18 protein-coding genes are annotated in these 16,489 nt (G+C 64.6%); 8 read left to right on the top strand and 10 right to left on the bottom strand.

Annotation, left to right across the window (positions count from 1 at the left end; all coding sequences use genetic code 11):
- The first annotated feature begins 8 nt into the window (after window positions 1–8).
- The 3 genes from dapA (at window position 9) to H8A92_RS18165 (ending at window position 3,222) form a co-directional block, all read left to right on the top strand.
- Complete coding sequence (dapA, locus tag H8A92_RS18175; protein ID WP_229197043.1) at window positions 9–950, top strand: 4-hydroxy-tetrahydrodipicolinate synthase; 942 nt, start codon at window positions 9–11, stop codon at window positions 948–950.
- 116 nt (window positions 951–1,066) lie between these two features.
- Window positions 1,067–2,464, top strand: a complete 1,398-nt coding sequence (locus H8A92_RS18170) for an NfeD family protein (RefSeq protein ID WP_229197042.1) — start codon at window positions 1,067–1,069, stop codon at window positions 2,462–2,464.
- Entirely contained in the window at window positions 2,461–3,222 is a 762-nt protein-coding gene (locus H8A92_RS18165; protein WP_163149928.1) for a slipin family protein, read from the top strand. The genes H8A92_RS18170 and H8A92_RS18165 overlap by 4 nt, the downstream gene beginning before the upstream one ends.
- Before the next feature lie 255 nt (window positions 3,223–3,477).
- On the opposite strand, the gene H8A92_RS18160 is transcribed toward H8A92_RS18165, so the two are convergent.
- The 3 genes from H8A92_RS18160 to H8A92_RS18150 form a co-directional block, all read right to left on the bottom strand.
- Window positions 3,478–4,218, bottom strand: a complete 741-nt coding sequence (locus H8A92_RS18160; protein WP_420831336.1) for a fumarylacetoacetate hydrolase family protein — start codon at window positions 4,216–4,218, stop codon at window positions 3,478–3,480.
- Between the two features lie 75 nt (window positions 4,219–4,293).
- The gene (locus H8A92_RS18155) at window positions 4,294–4,794 is read right to left on the bottom strand and encodes a cupin domain-containing protein (RefSeq protein WP_229197040.1); all 501 of its coding nucleotides are present in this window, start codon (window positions 4,792–4,794) and stop codon (window positions 4,294–4,296) included.
- Window positions 4,795–4,905: 111 nt separating this feature from the next.
- The gene (locus H8A92_RS18150; RefSeq protein WP_229197039.1) at window positions 4,906–5,553 is read right to left on the bottom strand and encodes a dienelactone hydrolase family protein; all 648 of its coding nucleotides are present in this window, start codon (window positions 5,551–5,553) and stop codon (window positions 4,906–4,908) included.
- Window positions 5,554–5,658: 105 nt separating this feature from the next.
- Here H8A92_RS18150 and H8A92_RS18145 point away from each other — a divergent pair, with 105 nt between their 5' ends.
- On the top strand, window positions 5,659–6,639 hold the full coding sequence (locus H8A92_RS18145; RefSeq protein ID WP_229197038.1) for a LysR family transcriptional regulator: 981 nt from the start codon (window positions 5,659–5,661) through the stop codon (window positions 6,637–6,639).
- 261 nt (window positions 6,640–6,900) lie between these two features.
- Here H8A92_RS18145 and H8A92_RS18140 read toward each other — a convergent pair whose 3' ends face one another.
- Both H8A92_RS18140 and H8A92_RS18135 read right to left on the bottom strand, forming a co-directional pair.
- Complete coding sequence (locus tag H8A92_RS18140; RefSeq protein ID WP_229197037.1) at window positions 6,901–7,065, bottom strand: hypothetical protein; 165 nt, start codon at window positions 7,063–7,065, stop codon at window positions 6,901–6,903.
- A 1-nt stretch (window position 7,066) separates the two neighbouring features.
- The gene (locus H8A92_RS18135; protein WP_163149925.1) at window positions 7,067–7,342 is read right to left on the bottom strand and encodes a hypothetical protein; all 276 of its coding nucleotides are present in this window, start codon (window positions 7,340–7,342) and stop codon (window positions 7,067–7,069) included.
- Window positions 7,343–7,601: 259 nt separating this feature from the next.
- Between H8A92_RS18135 and corA the strand changes: the two genes are divergently transcribed.
- From corA to lon, 3 genes are all read left to right on the top strand, one after another.
- Window positions 7,602–8,618, top strand: a complete 1,017-nt coding sequence (gene corA, locus H8A92_RS18130) for a magnesium/cobalt transporter CorA (RefSeq protein ID WP_229197036.1) — start codon at window positions 7,602–7,604, stop codon at window positions 8,616–8,618.
- Window positions 8,619–8,796: 178 nt separating this feature from the next.
- Window positions 8,797–9,204 carry an Hsp20/alpha crystallin family protein gene (locus H8A92_RS18125; protein ID WP_229197035.1) on the top strand — a complete coding sequence of 136 codons (408 nt, stop codon included), beginning with the start codon at window positions 8,797–8,799 and terminating at the stop codon, window positions 9,202–9,204.
- A gap of 12 nt (window positions 9,205–9,216) precedes the next feature.
- Window positions 9,217–11,592, top strand: coding sequence for an endopeptidase La (gene lon / locus H8A92_RS18120; RefSeq protein WP_229197034.1), 2,376 nt, complete (start codon window positions 9,217–9,219; stop codon window positions 11,590–11,592).
- A gap of 293 nt (window positions 11,593–11,885) precedes the next feature.
- Here lon and H8A92_RS18115 read toward each other — a convergent pair whose 3' ends face one another.
- The 4 genes from H8A92_RS18115 to mobB all read right to left on the bottom strand — a co-directional run bounded on the left by H8A92_RS18115 (window position 11,886) and on the right by mobB (window position 15,065).
- On the bottom strand, window positions 11,886–12,149 hold the full coding sequence (locus H8A92_RS18115; protein ID WP_229197033.1) for a hypothetical protein: 264 nt from the start codon (window positions 12,147–12,149) through the stop codon (window positions 11,886–11,888).
- An 86-nt stretch (window positions 12,150–12,235) separates the two neighbouring features.
- Complete coding sequence (locus H8A92_RS18110) at window positions 12,236–13,888, bottom strand: OFA family MFS transporter (RefSeq protein ID WP_229197032.1); 1,653 nt, start codon at window positions 13,886–13,888, stop codon at window positions 12,236–12,238.
- A gap of 322 nt (window positions 13,889–14,210) precedes the next feature.
- Window positions 14,211–14,480, bottom strand: coding sequence for a sulfurtransferase TusA family protein (locus H8A92_RS18105; protein WP_163161001.1), 270 nt, complete (start codon window positions 14,478–14,480; stop codon window positions 14,211–14,213).
- A 57-nt stretch (window positions 14,481–14,537) separates the two neighbouring features.
- A complete protein-coding gene (gene mobB, locus H8A92_RS18100) occupies window positions 14,538–15,065 on the bottom strand; it encodes a molybdopterin-guanine dinucleotide biosynthesis protein B (RefSeq protein WP_229197031.1) in 528 nt (175 codons plus the stop codon).
- A gap of 54 nt (window positions 15,066–15,119) precedes the next feature.
- Here mobB and H8A92_RS41030 point away from each other — a divergent pair, with 54 nt between their 5' ends.
- Window positions 15,120–15,635 carry a hypothetical protein gene (locus tag H8A92_RS41030; RefSeq protein ID WP_338026554.1) on the top strand — a complete coding sequence of 172 codons (516 nt, stop codon included), beginning with the start codon at window positions 15,120–15,122 and terminating at the stop codon, window positions 15,633–15,635.
- A gap of 308 nt (window positions 15,636–15,943) precedes the next feature.
- Here H8A92_RS41030 and H8A92_RS18090 read toward each other — a convergent pair.
- The coding region (locus tag H8A92_RS18090) for a substrate-binding domain-containing protein (protein WP_229197030.1) at window positions 15,944–16,489 on the bottom strand (546 nt) is incomplete at its 5' end.

The following is a 16,489-nucleotide window of genomic DNA, read 5'->3' as shown; positions in this document are numbered from 1 at the left end:
CCACCCCCATGACTTCAAATGTGACTTCGATAGCGGCGTCGCGTCCGGATTCGGGCGAATGGCTGTCGGGCTTCATCCCCGATCTTCCGACCCCCTTCAACCACCGGGACGACATCGACACCGAGGCGTTCGGCCGGCTGTGCGAGCGCCAGATCGCGGCCGGCGCCACGGCACTGGTGGTCGGGGAGACTGCAGGTGAGAGCTCGACGCTCGAGCCCGCGGAGCGCACGCAGCTGGTCCGCATCGCCGCCCGCGTCGCACGCAAGCGGGTCCGCATCATCGCCGGTGCCGGGTCCAACGCGACGGATCGTGCCGTCACGCTCACAGCCGCTGCGGAAGCAGCCGGTGCCGACGCCATATTGTCGGTCGTGCCTTACTACAACAAGCCGATGCCACAGGGCATGGCGGCGCATTTCCGCGCCGTCGCCGCGGCCACGACCTTGCCCGTGATCTTGCACGACATTCCGTCCCGGACAGTGAAAGGCCTGGCCGACGAGACGCTGGTCGAGATCGCAGCTTCGCCGCAGTTCATGGGCCTGCGCGACGGCAGCGGCGATATCGGCCGCCTGACGCGCCTGCGCTCACGCCTGCCGGCGACATTCCGGATGCTGACCGGCGACGACACCATTTCGCTGGCGCATCTCGCAGCTGGCGGTCATGGCTGCATTTCCACCGTGGCGAACCTTGCGCCCGATCTGTGTGTGGCCGTGGCCCGGCATCTCCGCGCCGGGCGATTGCATCAGGCGCGCGAGCTGCACCGGCGGCTGACGCCGCTTGCGACACTGCTGGAACGCGACCATCCCGCTGCCCTGAAATTCGCGCTGGCATTATTGGGCTTCATGCAGCCGGCGACGCGGCTGCCGATCGTTCAGCTGGAGGCGCAGGCGAAGGCCGAGATCGCGCAGGCGATGACTGACATCGCCGATGATTATCTGGCGGAAGCAAAATGAAAGCCGCGACGCGAGCCATCGCAACGCACAATAGGGGTCACGCACGGCTCCGTGACACCGCGCCATATTGAGGTTCCCGGACGGCGCCCCATATCCACGGCAAGGGAGTGCTTGCCGTGCAGACCCTCAAGGCGGCTCTCGTTATGGCGACCATCCTGGTCGCTCTGGTTTTCTCCATCCGTCCCGGCGCGGCCGCGGACAATAGCCATCTTGCCCTGACCATATCAATTGACGGCGCGATCGGGCCGGCATCGGCCAGTTACGTCAAAGATGCCCTGGCCAAGGCCGCCGAACGGCACGCCGAGATCGTCATCCTGCGCCTGAACACGCCGGGCGGTCTCAGCACCAGCATGCGCGAGATCATCACCGACGTGCTGGCCTCGCCCGTTCCCGTCGTCGGTTATGTTGCGCCCTCCGGCGCCCACGCCGCGAGCGCCGGGACCTATATCCTCTATGCGACCCATCTTGCCGCGATGGCGCCGGGCACCAATATCGGCGCCGCGACGCCGGTCCAGATTGGCGGCCCGATGCCGGGCCTGCCGGGCAGCACCCCGGACAAGGGTGGCAAGGATCAGAAAGACGGCGGCAGCGCGTCCGAGACCAAGGATGCCATGACGGCGAAGGTGACCAACGATGCCGTCGCCTTCATCCGCAGCCTGGCCGAACTGCGCGGCCGCAATGCCGACTGGGCCGAGAAGGCGGTCCGCGATGCTGCCACCCTCAGCACCAACGCCGCATTGCAAGCCAATGTCATCGAGTTTACCGCGCGCGATCCGGCCGACCTGCTGAGGCAGATCGACGGCCGCACGGTGGAGCTTGCCGGCGGCAAGACACAGCGCCTGGCGACCAAGGATGCCGTGATCGAAGCCATCGACCCCACCTGGCTCTCGCGCGCGCTGGCGGTCGTCACCGACCCCAACATCGCGTTCGTCCTGCTGATGGTCGGCATCTACGGCCTGATATTCGAGTTCATGTCGCCCGGTGCCGTGGCGCCTGGGGTCGTCGGGACGATCTGCCTGCTGCTCGGCCTCTATGCACTCAACATGCTGCCGATCAACTATGCCGGCTTCGCCCTGATGCTGGTCGGGATCGCGCTGCTTGCGATCGAGGCGTTCAACCCGACCGTCGTGATCGGCCTCGGCGGCATCGTCGCCTTCGTGCTTGGCGCCGCCATGCTGTTTCGGATCGAGGCGCCCGGATACCACCTGTCATGGTCGGTGATCTGCATCGTCGCGGCGATGTTCGCAGGCCTCGTTCTCGTCGTGCTCGGCGCGCTGCGCCGCGCGCGCAACGGCCCGATCCGCCTTGGCGCGCAAGCCATGCGCGGGCTATCGGCCGAGGTGCTCGACTGGACCGAGACGTCAGGCCACGTCTTCACCAATGGTGAACGCTGGCAGGCGCGCGGCACCGAGACATTCAGGGCCGGAGAGACGGTCGAGGTCGCCAACATCGTCGATCTGACGCTGGTGGTGCGGCGTGCGCCGGCCGCCGCCGGCCAGGGAGGTAAAGCATGATGCTTGATTATTTCACCTATGCGGCGATCGCGTTGCTGATCATCATATTCCTGACCCAGGCCGTGCGCGTGCTGCGCGAATATGAGCGTGGCGTCATCTTCACGCTGGGCCGTTTCACCGGGGTGAAGGGGCCAGGGCTGATCATCCTGATTCCGGTGGTGCAGCAGCTGGTGAAGGTCGATCTCAGGGTGGTGGTGCAGGTGGTGCCGCCGCAGGACGTGATTTCCCGCGACAACGTCTCGGTCAAGGTCAACGCGGTTCTCTATTTCCGCATCGTCGATCCCGAGCGCGCCATCATCAAGGTCAGCGACTACATGGCCGCGACCAGCCAGCTGGCCCAGACCACGCTGCGCTCCGTGCTCGGCAAGCACGAGCTCGACGAGATGCTGGCGGAACGCGACCGGCTCAATGCCGATATCCAGGAGACCCTCGACAAGCAGACCGACGTCTGGGGCATCAAAGTCAACGCGGTCGAGATCAAGGATATCGATATTAACGAGACCATGGTAAGGGCGATCGCCAAGCAGGCCGAGGCCGAACGGCTGCGGCGCGCCAAGGTGATCAACGCGATGGGCGAGCAGCAGGCCGCCGAGAAGCTGGTCGAGGCCGGCCGCATCCTCGCCCAGGAGCCGCAGGCGATGCAGCTCCGCTATTTCGCGGCACTGCATGACATCGCCGGCGAGCGCTCCTCAACCGTGGTTTTCCCGCTGCCGATGAATTTGCTCGATCACCTGACGCGACGGAGCGAGGCGACGTGATCGGGTGCGTGGACCCATAAATCCGCCCGCTGACAATGTCGGCACTCCCCTCCGGAGGCGACCAAAAGAGGCGCGCGTGGTCATGTCGGCTAAGGGCCGGCCAATGCAGACTCGTGCATCGCAGCAATCGCTGCCTCGGTGGCGACCAGCGCGGGCTCTCCCATAAGCTTTCGAAGCGTACGATGCGACCGAGTGTGCTCTGATCCGGCCCGATTTTCTGGTTTGAAGACTGGCTTGCCATCTGTTCGATGCTGCTTATTCAGACTCTGGGCCATTTCGAACGACACGTTGCGAGCGCCGTGCGATCGGCTTGCCGACCGCGATGCCGATCTCGCCGAGACCGTCGATGCCGCCAGTCACCTTGTCGCCAGCGACAATCGTGCCGACGCCGGCGGGCGTTCCCGTCATGACGAGGTCGCCCGGCTTGAGCACCATGGAGCGCGACAGGATCGAGATGATGTCCGGCACCGGCCAAATCAGTTCAGTGAGGTCCGCATCCTGCTTCACCACGCCGTTAAGGGCGAGCCAGATGCGGCCCGCGGCCGGATGCCGTCCGCCGTTCACACGATGCAGCGGCGCAATCGGCGCCGACTGGTCGAACGCCTTGCCCCAATCCCAGGGGCGTCCCTTGTCCCTTGCTTCCAGTTGCAGATCCCGGCGAGTGAGATCGATGCCGACGCCGTAGCCAAACACGAGGTCGAGCGCCGCCTCGCGGCCGACGTCGAAGCCTTCCCGGCCAATCGCCACGACGAATTCGATCTCGTACTGGAAATCGCTGGTTTCAGGAGGATAGGGCACAATCGCGCCGCTATCGACAACCGCATCCGCCGGCTTCGTGAAGAAGAACGGTGGCTCGCGATCCGGATCCTTGCCCATCTCGCGGGCGTGCGCGGCATAGTTGCGGCCGACGCAGAAGATGCGGCGGACCGGAAACCTCCCGCCCCCGCCGGCCATTGCGACCGACGGCGGAGCCGGCGGATCGAACACGTAGCTCATCGTCATGGCTTTCTTGTCTGGTGCGGCTCACCGCCTCCGGCTCGGGGAAGCCGGAGACATTGAAGAAAAAGGCGATCAGTCCGAGTGTGGGACGTTGCCTTCAACCATGTGGAACATGTGGCCGACCGGCTCCTCCCAAATCAGGTTGCGATCCATGGCGCGGGCCGGCATGTCCTGAATGACGTACTGAATCGCGGGCTCGTTGCCGGTGTTGATATGTTCGTGCGAAGCCCAGGGCGAGCACGCGAACGTGTCGCCGCGCGACCATTCGAACTTGTGGTCACCCACGATGGAGTAACCGCTGCCCGTAATGATGTGATAAAGCGCGTAGGAATTGTGCCGGTGCGGCACGATATGCTCGCCGGGATTGATGATCTGGATGCCGAGGAATATCGATGGCAGCACGCCGCCCGCCTCGCCAGTATCCGCATTGACCAGAGCGATGAACCGCCGGTCCGCGCGGCGGAGCGGATCCTGGGCGACCTCTTCAAGCCTCGGCTTGAGGTCGCGCCAGCGCCAGATCGCCGGGCGGATGTTCTTCTTGACGAGGAACGGATAGTATTCGTCGTCGGTCATGAACTTCGACCAATCGGTCGTATCGGTATTTTTCATGTTCGCGCCCGGGTCGGCCGCGATCGTCCTCGTTAGTTTGTTCATCAGTTTCCTCCTTTTCGGTTTGACAAAAACTCAACGTGCGGGTGAACCCTTCAGATGCCAGTCCAAGAACGTCATCGTGCGCTGCCAGGCGAGTTGCGATGCGACCGGGCGATAGGCCGCAGGCCGAAAGTCCTCATCGAAGGCGTGGGGCGCGCCGCGATAGGTGAAAAGTTCGTATGACTTGGAGGCGCGCTTCAGCTCGGCGTCGAGCGCGTCGATGTCGGCTGCAGAAATCAGCCGGTCGAGCGTGCCAAAATGAGCAAGGAATGGGGCCTGGACGTCCTTGACGCGATCGAGCGGCGACACCGGCTTCTGGCTTGACGTCTTCGCGTAGCGAACCGAGCCGTAATAATCGACCGAGGCGGAAATATCCGATGTCTCCGCCGACAGCATCAGCGAATACATGCCGCCGATGCAGAAGCCAAGCGAGCCGACTCGTTCCGGATCAATCGCCTCGTGTTCGCGCAAGGCGCCGATGAGGCCGCACGCATCCGAGATCACACGGCGATCGGCGAGGGAATTCACCGCGACGTCGATCGCAGCCGGGGTCGAGACATCGGGAACCCCGCCTTCGCGCGCGAAGTAATCGAGGATCGCGACCGCGAAGCCGTCTGCTGCCAGGCGATGCGCCACGCGCATCACATAGTCGTTCACGCCGGCGATGGCCGGAAGGAGCACGATGGCTGCAACCCCACGTTTCCCGGTTTGGGGAAGGACGAGGGGTGTCGAAAGGGCAGCGCGGTCCGCGCCGGAAAATCGGATGCTGTTCATGCCAACAAGACTATGGCTGGCGATTTCATTTGCAAGGAGAATACTGAAATACTAGATATTTCCGCTATGAATAATAAGATAGACCTCAACCTGCTCGTCGTGTTCGATGCCGTCTGGCGCCATCGACGCATTTCGCGGGCCGCGATCGAGCTCAACGCTAGTCAGCCCACGGTGTCGAATGCATTGCGGCGGCTGAGGGACTTCACGGGCGATACGCTTTTCGTCCGCAGCGGGAGTGGCATGGAGCCGACGCCCCTTGCCGAGCGGCTTGCGACCCACTGGTGCGACGGCTTGAGCTCGGTCCGACGCGGGCTTGCCATGCGATCGGGCTTCGACAGCGCGACCGACAAGCGCACGTTCACGATCGTGATGAGCGATATCGCGGAAGCCGTGATCCTGCCTCATCTGCTCAATGTATGCCGGGAGACTGCGCCCGGCATCTTCATCAGCACGATGCAACTGCCCATGGAGCAAACGCTCCCCGCATTACGTGCGGGGACGGTCGATCTGGCGGTCGGATATATTCCGGAGCTTCGCTCCGGCGCGAGGCAACAGCTTTTGTTCGAAAGCGACTATGTGGTACTGGCCCGGCGCGGCCATCCCGGCGTGAAGCAATCGGCGATGTCCAAGCCAGTTTTTCTGAGACAGCGACACGCGGTTGCGCGAGCCGAGGGAACCGGTCACGCCATCGTCGAGAGGACGCTGCGCAAGCATAGGCTCGATTCACAGATCGCGGTGCGCGTGCCGCATTTCCTCGCGCTTCCGATGATCGTGGCGGCGTCGGATCTGGTCGCGACAGTTCCAAGGCCGCTGGGTGTGCTGATGGCGGATGCAGTCCCGATCGAGATACTTCCGCACCCGCTCAAGCTCCCGAAGCTGGTGATCAGACAGTTCTGGCACGAGCGCTTCGATGCGGAGCCAGCACTGATGTGGCTGCGAAAGACGCTGAGGGTGGCGGTCACAAACGCCAGCCAGTTGCGACCACCTCGATGACGCCTGCATAGCATTTTGCATCCGCCTCGCGGACTCTCCGCTTGTGTCATTATCAGTCGGCGAACTGCCCCCGTGGTGGCGACGTGAAGCAAGGGCGCCTGCCGGGAGTTGAGTTCGACCTTGTGTGTCGTCTTAATTATGTGGAAGCTGCAAACGAAAATCGAGACGACCGCTTCGGGTCACAAGGCGATATCCCTGAGGCCGGGTCGCGTGTCCGCTTTGCCCCCGAAAGCCGACGTCCCGAATTGATGAGTACGCGCGCTAATGCCCGTGATGCTTGGCCCGCCAGGCCGGGCCCGGGCCGCGCATATAGTGCGCCTCGGGCCGGTAGACGCTGATCGGCTCCTCGCCGATCCAGGCGAAGAATTTGAGCATCCCCTCTGCGGCGCTGCGCAGCAGGGACGCGATGAATACAACTGCGCGCATCTCAGTAGTCCCACTTCTCGCCGAGTACGACCGGCGCCCGCGGATATCTCTCGGCATCGCCGCCGGGCATGCCGACGTTGAGATGGGTCCGTGCCCAGTCCTCATGCCCGCGATGCAGCAACAGCTCGTTGCGCAGCCGGTGGATTTTTGCCGCGGCGATGGCGCGGTGAAGCGTCCTGAAGGCGAGGCCGATCCGCCGGATGGTCCGCCGCAGCACCAGAGGCATGGCACCCGCCGAACCGTGCGGCCGGACATCGTGTACGTGGAGCAAGGTCATATCCCACCTTCCTGTTGGCGGCGCGCGAACGCACCGCGTCACGCCAAAGATGCTGGGAAGGCCGTAGGAATTCGAGAGGGCCCGCCGCGGCGCGACATAGGAGCCGCATAAAGATCGGCCAACCTGCGATGGGACCGGATGTGCCGCCCCGTACAGGCCGGAACGCAACGTCGCTGGCCGGGTTGACCAGCGCCCATTCAGTGCTAGCCTTTCGACAGCAAACAGCGTCAAGCGGGTCCGATAACCGAGGGTGGAGACCATGAACCTCGTATCGCCAACTGTCGCAACCGCCGGACCCGTCCCCTGCGATGGTGTGATCGCGGCAGGTGTCTACGTCGAGGGACGGCGGGTCGCCAATATCGCGATCGATGAGGCCGCGAGCTGGCGCAACAAGCCGGATCACGTGGTGTGGATCGGCCTGCACGAACCCGACATGGCGTTGCTGAGCAGCCTGCAGCGGCAATTCCAGCTGCACGACCTCGCGATCGAGGATGCCGATCACGCGCATCAGCGGCCGAAGATCGAGCAATACGGCGATGCGCTGTTCATCGTGGCCCGCACCGCGCAGCTCGACGGCGAAAGCATCGCGTTCGGCGAGACGCATCTGTTTGTCGGCGAGGGATACATCGTCTCGGTCCGCCACGGCGCCTCGACGTCCTATACGCCGGTCAGGGAGCGCTGCGAGAGCTGCCCGCGCGCGCTTGCCCGCGGCGAGGACTACATCCTCTATGCCATCCTCGATTTCATCGTCGACAACTACTCGCCGGTGCTCGAGACCATCCAGGACGAGGTCGAGGCGATGGAGGCGGAGGTGCTGGCGAGCGCGATGACGCGGGCGCAGATCGAGCGACTCTATCTGCTGCGGCGCGACCTGCTGCGGCTACGCAACGCGGTCGGGCCGCTGGTGGAGGTCTGCCGCAGGCTGGAGCGCGACAACCTGCCGATGGTGCGCGAGACGATGCGGCCGCTGTTCCGCGACGTCACGGACCACGTCCGCACCATCCAGGAACGCATCGATTCACTGCGCGAAGTGCTCGCCTTTGCATTTGAGGCAAGCCTCCTGGTCGGTCAGGCGCAGGAAACCGCGATCTCCAAGAAGCTCGCCTCATGGCTTGCGATCGTGGCGGTGCCGACGGCGGTCGCCGGCATCTATGGCATGAACTTCAAGTACATTCCGGAGCTGCAATGGGAGTACAGCTATTTCGTCGTGATGGGCCTGATGCTGGCCGCATGCGGCGGGCTGTTCTGGCGGTTCAGGCGCTCCGGCTGGTTGTAGGCGGCGATCCGAACATCGGGCCATTCCGGCCCGCGCCGAGCGCAACGGCGCAGCGCGACTAAGTGCAAATCGCCAGCAATTTGGACAATTTTTCCCTCGAACGGCCCCGCTTGGGGCCGGTTTACGGTGGGCTGCAAGACCGGTAACGTTGCCGGCCAATGCGACGTGGAGAGTGCCCATGCGGCCCAAGGATCAGACCAACTGGATGCTGACGGATGCGATCGAGGCGCTTGCCCGCGCCGAACGGTTGCACCAGAGCTTCCTCAATTTGCACCCGCGCGCGGGCACCAGCGAGCCGAGCTGGGAACCGCCGATGGACGTGATCGAGACCGAGGAGGAGATCCTGATCCTGGTCGCGCTGCCCGGGGTCGATCCCGACGAGGTCGAGGCCGCGCTCGACGGCGGTGCGCTTGTGATCTCTGGCCGCCGCACTCTGCCTTCCGAGCTGCGCAACGCCCGCATCCTGCGCCTCGAGCTGCCGCAGGGCCGCTTCGAGCGCCGCATCACGCTGCCGACCGGCCGCTACACCATCAGCCGCTTTGCCGCGCACGGTTGCGTCGGCCTGCGGCTCGGAAAATCGAGCTAAAGGGATTTCGACATGGCTGCTTCAGACGTTTCAAATCCGACGGGCTCGGCGCCGATCCCGAGCGACGCGACGATCATCGTCCCGGTGCGCAACACCGTGCTGTTTCCCGACGTCATCATCCCGATTACCATCGCGCGCGCGAGCTCGATTGCCGCCGCCCAGCAGGCGGTGCGAGAGCAGCGGCCGATCGGTATCCTGCTGCAACGCGATCCCGAGACCAACGATCCCGGCCCGGACGGGCTTTATCGTGTCGGCACCGTCGCCAACATCGTGCGCTACATCACCGGCGCCGACGACACCCACCATCTGGTCTGCCAGGGCGTGCAGCGCATGCGCGTGCTCGACTATCTGCCCGGCACGCCGTTCCTCGCCGCACGCGTGCTGCAGATTCCCGAACCGACCAACACCTCGCCCGAGATCGAAGCGCGCTTCCTCAATCTGCAACGCCAGGCGCTGGAGGCCGCGCAATTGCTGCCGCAGACGCCGCCCGAGTTGATCGCAGCGCTGCAGGGTACGACGTCGCCCGCGACGCTGGCCGACCTTGCGACCTCCTACATGGACATCAAGCCGGCGGAGAAGCAGGACATCCTGGAAACCATCGACCTCGTGGCGCGTATGGACAAGGTGTCACGACACCTTGCCGAGCGCATCGAGGTGCTGAGGCTGAGCCAGGAGATCGGGCAGAAGACCAAGGCGGTGTTCGACGAACGGCAGCGCGAGGCGATCCTGCGCGAGCAAATGGCGACCATCCAGCGCCAGCTCGGTGAAGGCGACGGCAAGGCCGCCGAGGTCGCCGAGCTGACCAAGGCGATCGCCGAGGCCAAGATGCCGCCGGAGGCCGAGAGCCAGGCGCAGAAGGAATTGCGCCGCTATGAGCGGATGCCGGAGGCCGCAGCCGAATCCGGCATGGTGCGCAGCTATCTTGACTGGCTGATCGACCTGCCCTGGAGCATTCCCGAGGAGAAGCCGATCGACATCGCGGAAGCGCGCAAGATCCTCGACCAGGACCATTACGGTCTGGAAAAGATCAAGAGCCGCATCATCGAATATCTCGCGGTGCGCAAGCTCGCGCCCGGCGGCAAGGCACCGATCCTCTGCTTCCTCGGGCCCCCCGGCGTCGGCAAGACCTCGCTCGGGCAATCGATCGCGCGCGCGATGTCGCGGCCGTTCGTTCGAGTCAGCCTTGGTGGCGTGCATGACGAGGCCGAGATCCGTGGCCATCGCCGCACCTATATCGGCGCACTGCCCGGCAACATCATCCAGGCGATCAAGAAGGCCGGCGCGCGCAATTGCGTGATGATGCTGGACGAGATCGACAAGATGGGGCGCGGCATCCAGGGCGATCCGTCGGCCGCGATGTTAGAGGTGCTCGACCCCGAGCAGAACAGCACCTTCCGCGACAATTATCTCGGCGTGCCGTTCGACCTCTCCCGCGTCGTGTTCATCGCCACCGCCAACATGCTCGACGGCGTCCCGGGCCCGCTGCTCGACCGCATGGAGCTGATCAGCCTTGCCGGCTACACCGAGGATGAGAAGCTCGAGATCGCCAAGCGCTATCTGGTGCGCCGCCAGCTCGAGGCCAACGGTATCAAGGCCGAACAGGTCGAGATCGGGCCGGATGCGCTGCGGCTCATCATCAAGAGCTACACCCGCGAGGCAGGCGTCCGCAATCTCGAGCGCGAGATCGGCAAGGTGCTGCGCAACGTCGCGGTGCAGATCGCCGAGGGCAGCACCAGCCACGTCACGATCACGCCAAAGGACATCGTGTCGCTGCTCGGTCAGCCGCGCTTCGAGAACGAGATCGCGCAGCGCACCAGCATCCCGGGTGTTGCCACCGGGCTTGCCTGGACCCCGGTCGGCGGCGACATCCTGTTCATCGAGGCCTCGCGCACGCCGGGCCGCGGTGCGTTGATGATCACCGGCCAGCTCGGCGACGTGATGCGCGAAAGCGTGCAGGCCGCGATGACGCTGGTCAAAAGCCGCGCTGCCCAGCTCGGCATCGACCCCGCCGTGTTCGAGAAGAGCGACATTCACGTCCACGTTCCTGCCGGCGCCACGCCGAAGGACGGCCCTAGCGCGGGCGTTGCGATGTTCACCGCCCTCACCTCGCTCCTGACCGACCGCACGGTGCGCAGCGACACCGCGATGACCGGCGAGATCTCGCTGCGCGGCCTCGTGCTTCCGGTCGGCGGTATCAAGGAAAAGGTGGTCGCCGCCGCGGCCGCGGGCCTGACCCGGGTGATGCTGCCAGCGCGCAACAAGCGCGACTACGACGACATCCCCGCCGGCGCCCGCGCCAAGCTGGAGTTCATCTGGCTGGAACGCGTCGACGAGGCAATCGCCGCCGCGCTGGAGCCCGCCAAGGCGACGCCTGCGGCTGCGGAGTGATTGCTCCGCATCGACCATCACGCCCGGGGCTTACCCCTCTCCCCAACCCTCCCCCGCAAGGGGGGAGGGAGCCTGATCTGCGTGCTCACCTCACATGCATATCATCTCGATTGGATGATTGATTTGCTCGCGCCGTTCGGCGTTTCACAGCGCTCGCGACCAACGCCGCGCCGAGTGTAAGGGAGGCACCGGCGGAAGGGTTCCCTCCCCCCTTGCGGGGGAGGGTTAGGGAGAGGGGTACCCCACGGCACGCCCTCTCCGCTCAAGTTCAACGCATTCGACGCAGCCGCGCTTCAGCTCTTGGCCATGCACTCTTCGATATAGAACCAGCGGTCATCGCCGGCCAATCCCTTCTGCTTCACCTCTTTGCGGCAGGCCTTGAGCTTGGGCTTGTTGGCGTGCCACTGCGCCTTCATGGCCTTCAGTTTCTCCATTGTCAGTTTGACCTTCGACGGCTTGGCCGTGGTCGTGGCGGCCGGCGCCGCGGTCTGGGCCGAGGCGGCATGAAGACCCAGGGCGAGCAGCGCGGCGGCAAGGCAAATCCGGGTGCGAAACATTGAAATCCCCCAATTCCATTTCTGTTGAATAAGGCGAGCGCCGCGGGCGCCGGAGAACCGGCAACCCGCGGCGATGACGGTCGCGATCAGAGGATTTTGACCGCGCTGAGCAGCGTCATGTAGATGCCCCAGGCCAGCGGAATGCCGACGAACAGCCAGAACAGCGCCGCCCGGCCGTCCAGACCGCCCTTGCCGATGCCGAACGACCCGCTCGGGCCGGCCCCGCCAGTCGCGGTGGCTTCCTGCAGCTTCGCCACCTCGGCGTCGCTCATGTGCCACTTCGGATCGACCGGCTTGATCATGTAGTTGCAGATGAAGCCCGCGATCAGCATGGCGCACAGGATGTACATCGTCGTGTTGTAGAGCTGGTCGCGCGGCACGCCGGCGGCGAGCTGGAATTCACGCAGATAGTTCACGACTACGGGGCCGATGATGCCCGCAGTCGACCACGCCGTCAGCAGCCGGCCGTGGATCGCGCCGACGAACTGGGTGCCGAACATGTCGGCGAGATAGGCCGGCACGGTGGCGAAGCCGCCGCCATACATCGACAGGATGATGCCGAAACCGAGCACGAACAGGAGCTTCGAGCCCATCGCGGCAAAGGTCGGCGCCAGCGCGTAGAGCGCGATGCCAAGCACGAAGAACGTGTAATAGGTGTTCTTGCGGCCGATCCTGTCCGACAGCGAGGCCCAGAAGAAGCGGCCGCCGATGTTGAACAGCGACAGCAGGCCGGCAAAGCCGGCGGCGATCGCCGCGATCTGCGCCTTCTGCGAGGCATCGAGGGCGTTGAAGCCGATGTTGGGCAAGCCGATCAGCTTGCCGGCGAAGATCTCCTGCAGCATCGGCGAGGCCATGCCGATCACGCCGATGCCCGCCGACACGTTCAAGCACAGCACCCACCAGATCAGCCAGAACTGCGGCGTCTTGTGCGCATTGTCGAGATGCACGTTCTTGTTCGAGATCATCGCGTTGGTCTTGGCCGGCGGCGTCCAGCCGTCCGGCTGCCAGCCCGACGGCGGCAGGCGATAGCGGAAGGCGCCGATCATCATGAACACCAGATAGACCGCGCCCATGGTGAGGAAGGTCTCCCAGACGCCGACCGAGGTCGGGGTCTTGAAGTAGTTCATCAGCTTGTCGGCCAGCGGAGCGCCGATCATCGCGCCGCCGCCAAAGCCCATGATCGCCATGCCGGTCGCCATGCCGCGGCGGTCCGGGAACCATTTCACCAGCGTCGACACCGGCGAGATGTAGCCGAGGCCGAGCCCGATGCCGCCGATCACGCCGGAGCCGAGCCACATCAGCCACAGCTGATGGGTGATGATGCCGATGGCGCCGAGCACGAGGCCGCCGCACCAGCATAGCGCGGCGACGAAGCCGGCCTTGCGCGGTCCGACCCGCTCGAGCCAGCCACCCCACACCGCGGCGGAAACGCCGAGCACGACGAAGAACAGAGTGTACATCCAGCCGAGGCTCGCGACCTTCCAGTCGCAGCTCGTCGTGAACAACTCCTGCACCAGCGAGATATCCGGGCATGCCTTCGGCGCGGTCAGCCCGATCGCGCGCGACAGCGGCAGCCAGAACACCGAGAAGCCGTAGGCCATGCCGATGCACAGATGGATGCACAGCGCCGCCGGCGGCACCAGCCAACGGTTGAAGCCGGCGGTCGCGATCGTGTGTTCCTTGTCGAGGAAACCTGCGCCTGCAGTCGATACGCGGCCGGCGCTGCTCATCGTCGTCATTGAAACCTCCCCTGCAGCCGCCATTGCGTCAGGCGCATCTGCGTCTTCGATCCCGTCTCAGCCCGTTGCGGCACGCGCCAGCCCGGCTATTCCGCACATTCCCTCGGTGCGCCGGGACCAACCACGCGCACTCTGGAAATGTTAACCCCCAATGCGAACGAATACGCCAAGCCGTACAACCCGATCCGGGCGCGGGCCGGTTTTGTCCGTCCACGTGCCCACATCCGGGCACAGCTCCACCTGCACAAGCCGGTGCAGCTTATCAATTCGCGCAGAAGGGGAAATAGGTGTCGATAGGCAAAAGGTAGATATCAGGCTGCATCTAGCGCGTACGCGGCGCTGCAGCATTTGATTTGTCTATCATTCCATTCGTCTTCTCGATCAGGAAAACGATCCGAACGTCGCTTCGTTCGGTGATCTCAACCTTGTCGCCGGTCTCCTGGATCAGCGCCGGGATATCGATCACCGAAAGCGGATCGGTGCAGTGCACCTCGAGGAAATCTCCCGCCGTCACGCTCCTGAGGGCCTTGCGCGTCTTCAGCGCAGGCAACGGACATTTCAGGCCGGTGAGATCAAGCTTTGTCGTTGTCATGATTGGACCTTGGCGAAGCTGGCCTGCATCGTCAACGCCGGCGCTTCCTCGCCCTGTTCAGATATCGGCCGTAGCCGAAGCGAGCACATCGACGACGGGACTCGCGGAACGCAAGATCAATTCGGCAACGTCCTCGATGTCGTCGAGATGCGCGATCGGCAGCGTGGTTTCAATCGCGACGTCGCTCGCGATCCCGACCACGCGTGGGTCATCGGGAAACAGCAGCGGCTTGCCGTTGGCGGCGCGATACACCTCGATCTTGTTGACCGGCTCGCGCTTGAACCCCTCGACCACAACAAGGTCGACCGGCGCCATCTTGGCAAGCAGCTCCGGCAGCCGCGGCTCCTCGGCGCCGCGCAGCTCGTGCATCAGCGCCCAGCGTCGTGTCGAGGACACCAGCACCTCGGTCGCGCCGGACTGCCGGTGCACCCAGGAATCCTTGCCGGGCACGTCGACATCGAATTCGTGGTGCGCGTGCTTGATCACGGAGACGCGCAAGGACCGGCCCAGCAGGTAGGGGATCACCCGCGACAGCAGGGTGGTCTTCCCGGCACCGCTCCATCCCGCGAGGCCAATCACTTTCATGCGCGTCTCCGAAGGCAAATAGCGTCCAACGCTGCTTATATCAGGCTTGACGCAATGTCATGCCAGCCCCGCCGGGCGGAAACAGGCAGCCTGCCGGAAGCCGGTCCGGTCGCCAATGGCGTCGACGCTTTGCTCCGGGGAACCGTCGCCCTCTCATCGCATGGCACACGTCATCTGACTATCCAGCGGATATACCTCGAAGTTTCCAATGCGCGGGGCGACCGGAACGCGGTAACATGCATCGCGGGAGTGCCACGTATGCCTCGCTCGCCTTCGATCGTGCCGCATCAAATCGATCACGACACCTATTTGGTGCTGAACGATTTTGGCCGGCTTGGCCGCGCCTGGTGCGAAACCGATGAAGAAGGCACTGACCGGAAAACGCTGATCCGCCGTCTCCTCGACGATCAGTACAGCCATCCGGTGCGCATCGTGGCCTTCAATACCGCCGAAGGATGGTCCCGCGACGTGACGACCGATATTGCCGACGAGCTTCGGCGCCGTTTCGTCGAATACGATGAGGTCCCGCGCTCCGTGCTGGAGTTCGTCGAGACGGCCATGCGGCACTGAGCAGTATCCGCGACCGCACCGAGACACGCGGCAAGATAGCCCGACGGGCAACTCGGCAAAACCCGTCAATCCGCGCGCGAACGCAAAGCTCAGGCAATCATGCCGCGAGAATGCGTGAGTGCGACTCGCAAGCGGTGCAACAAACTCAGTGTCGTCCGGCGAAGGCCGGGACCTATAACCACAGGGTTGTGTTGTTGAAGAAGCCTGTGGCCATGGCGTCGCGCAACAATAAGCATTGGTGATTATGGGTCCCGGCCTTCGCCGGGACGACAGTTGTGATTGGTGTAGCAGCGCGGCCGCATACTCGGCTACGCCGGCCTGAACCCCGCCGCCGTCAACGCAGCCCGCCCCTCCTCCGACGCCAGCGCGTCGAGAAAAGCCTGCACTGCGGGCCGCCGCTTGCGTGCCGTCACCAGCGCGAAGTCGTAGTGCTCTTCGGCAAGCGGAATGAAGCCGAGCCCGGACGCAAGGGCGACCGGCGCGATGGTCATGCCCCAGTCGGCGCGATGCTGCGCCACCGCTGCCGCGACCGCATTATGCGACCGTGGCTGATTCCAGTAGCCGTCGGGCCGGTGGCCGTCCAGCAGGCGATCGATCAGGATGCGAGTGCCGGCGCCCTGGTTGCGGTTGACCATGATGCAGGCGGGATCGGCGAGCGCGGCGCGCACCGCCTCCTCCGCGCTCAAGCCGGCAAAGCGCGCATCGTCCTTGCGGAACACGATGCCCTGCATGCGCCGCCAGCCCGGCACCAGCACGAGGCCGTCGGAGAGATACGGCGCATTGTAGGTCGCGGTCTTGTCGTCGAACAGATGGATCGGGGCGAGATCGCATTCACCGCGCTTGGCAGCCGCAAG

It is taken from the genome of Bradyrhizobium acaciae, assembly GCF_020889785.1.
Taxonomy (GTDB): Bacteria; Pseudomonadota; Alphaproteobacteria; order Rhizobiales; family Xanthobacteraceae; genus Bradyrhizobium; species Bradyrhizobium acaciae.
The sequence above is the reverse complement of the archived record's forward strand: the minus strand, read 5'-3'. Positions and strand labels throughout refer to the sequence as shown.

Excerpts from the sequence above, each read along its gene's own strand:
- lon (WP_229197034.1), top strand. The coding sequence starts at position 9,217 with ATGGCTGCTTCAGACGTTTCAAATCCGACGGGCTCGGCGCCGATCCCG.
- H8A92_RS18165 (WP_163149928.1), top strand. The coding sequence starts at position 2,461 with ATGATGCTTGATTATTTCACCTATGCGGCGATCGCGTTGCTGATCATC.
- H8A92_RS18145 (WP_229197038.1), top strand. The coding sequence starts at position 5,659 with ATGGCTGGCGATTTCATTTGCAAGGAGAATACTGAAATACTAGATATT.
- H8A92_RS41030 (WP_338026554.1), top strand. The coding sequence starts at position 15,120 with ATGTCATGCCAGCCCCGCCGGGCGGAAACAGGCAGCCTGCCGGAAGCC.
- H8A92_RS18110 (WP_229197032.1), bottom strand. The coding sequence starts at position 13,888 with ATGACGACGATGAGCAGCGCCGGCCGCGTATCGACTGCAGGCGCAGGT.
- H8A92_RS18105 (WP_163161001.1), bottom strand. The coding sequence starts at position 14,480 with ATGACAACGACAAAGCTTGATCTCACCGGCCTGAAATGTCCGTTGCCT.
- corA (WP_229197036.1), top strand. The coding sequence starts at position 7,602 with ATGAACCTCGTATCGCCAACTGTCGCAACCGCCGGACCCGTCCCCTGC.
- H8A92_RS18140 (WP_229197037.1), bottom strand. The coding sequence starts at position 7,065 with ATGCGCGCAGTTGTATTCATCGCGTCCCTGCTGCGCAGCGCCGCAGAG.
- mobB (WP_229197031.1), bottom strand. The coding sequence starts at position 15,065 with ATGAAAGTGATTGGCCTCGCGGGATGGAGCGGTGCCGGGAAGACCACC.
- H8A92_RS18155 (WP_229197040.1), bottom strand. The coding sequence starts at position 4,794 with ATGACCGACGACGAATACTATCCGTTCCTCGTCAAGAAGAACATCCGC.
- H8A92_RS18160 (WP_420831336.1), bottom strand. The coding sequence starts at position 4,218 with ATGAGCTACGTGTTCGATCCGCCGGCTCCGCCGTCGGTCGCAATGGCC.
- H8A92_RS18125 (WP_229197035.1), top strand. The coding sequence starts at position 8,797 with ATGCGGCCCAAGGATCAGACCAACTGGATGCTGACGGATGCGATCGAG.
- H8A92_RS18135 (WP_163149925.1), bottom strand. The coding sequence starts at position 7,342 with ATGACCTTGCTCCACGTACACGATGTCCGGCCGCACGGTTCGGCGGGT.
- H8A92_RS18115 (WP_229197033.1), bottom strand. The coding sequence starts at position 12,149 with ATGTTTCGCACCCGGATTTGCCTTGCCGCCGCGCTGCTCGCCCTGGGT.
- dapA (WP_229197043.1), top strand. The coding sequence starts at position 9 with ATGACTTCAAATGTGACTTCGATAGCGGCGTCGCGTCCGGATTCGGGC.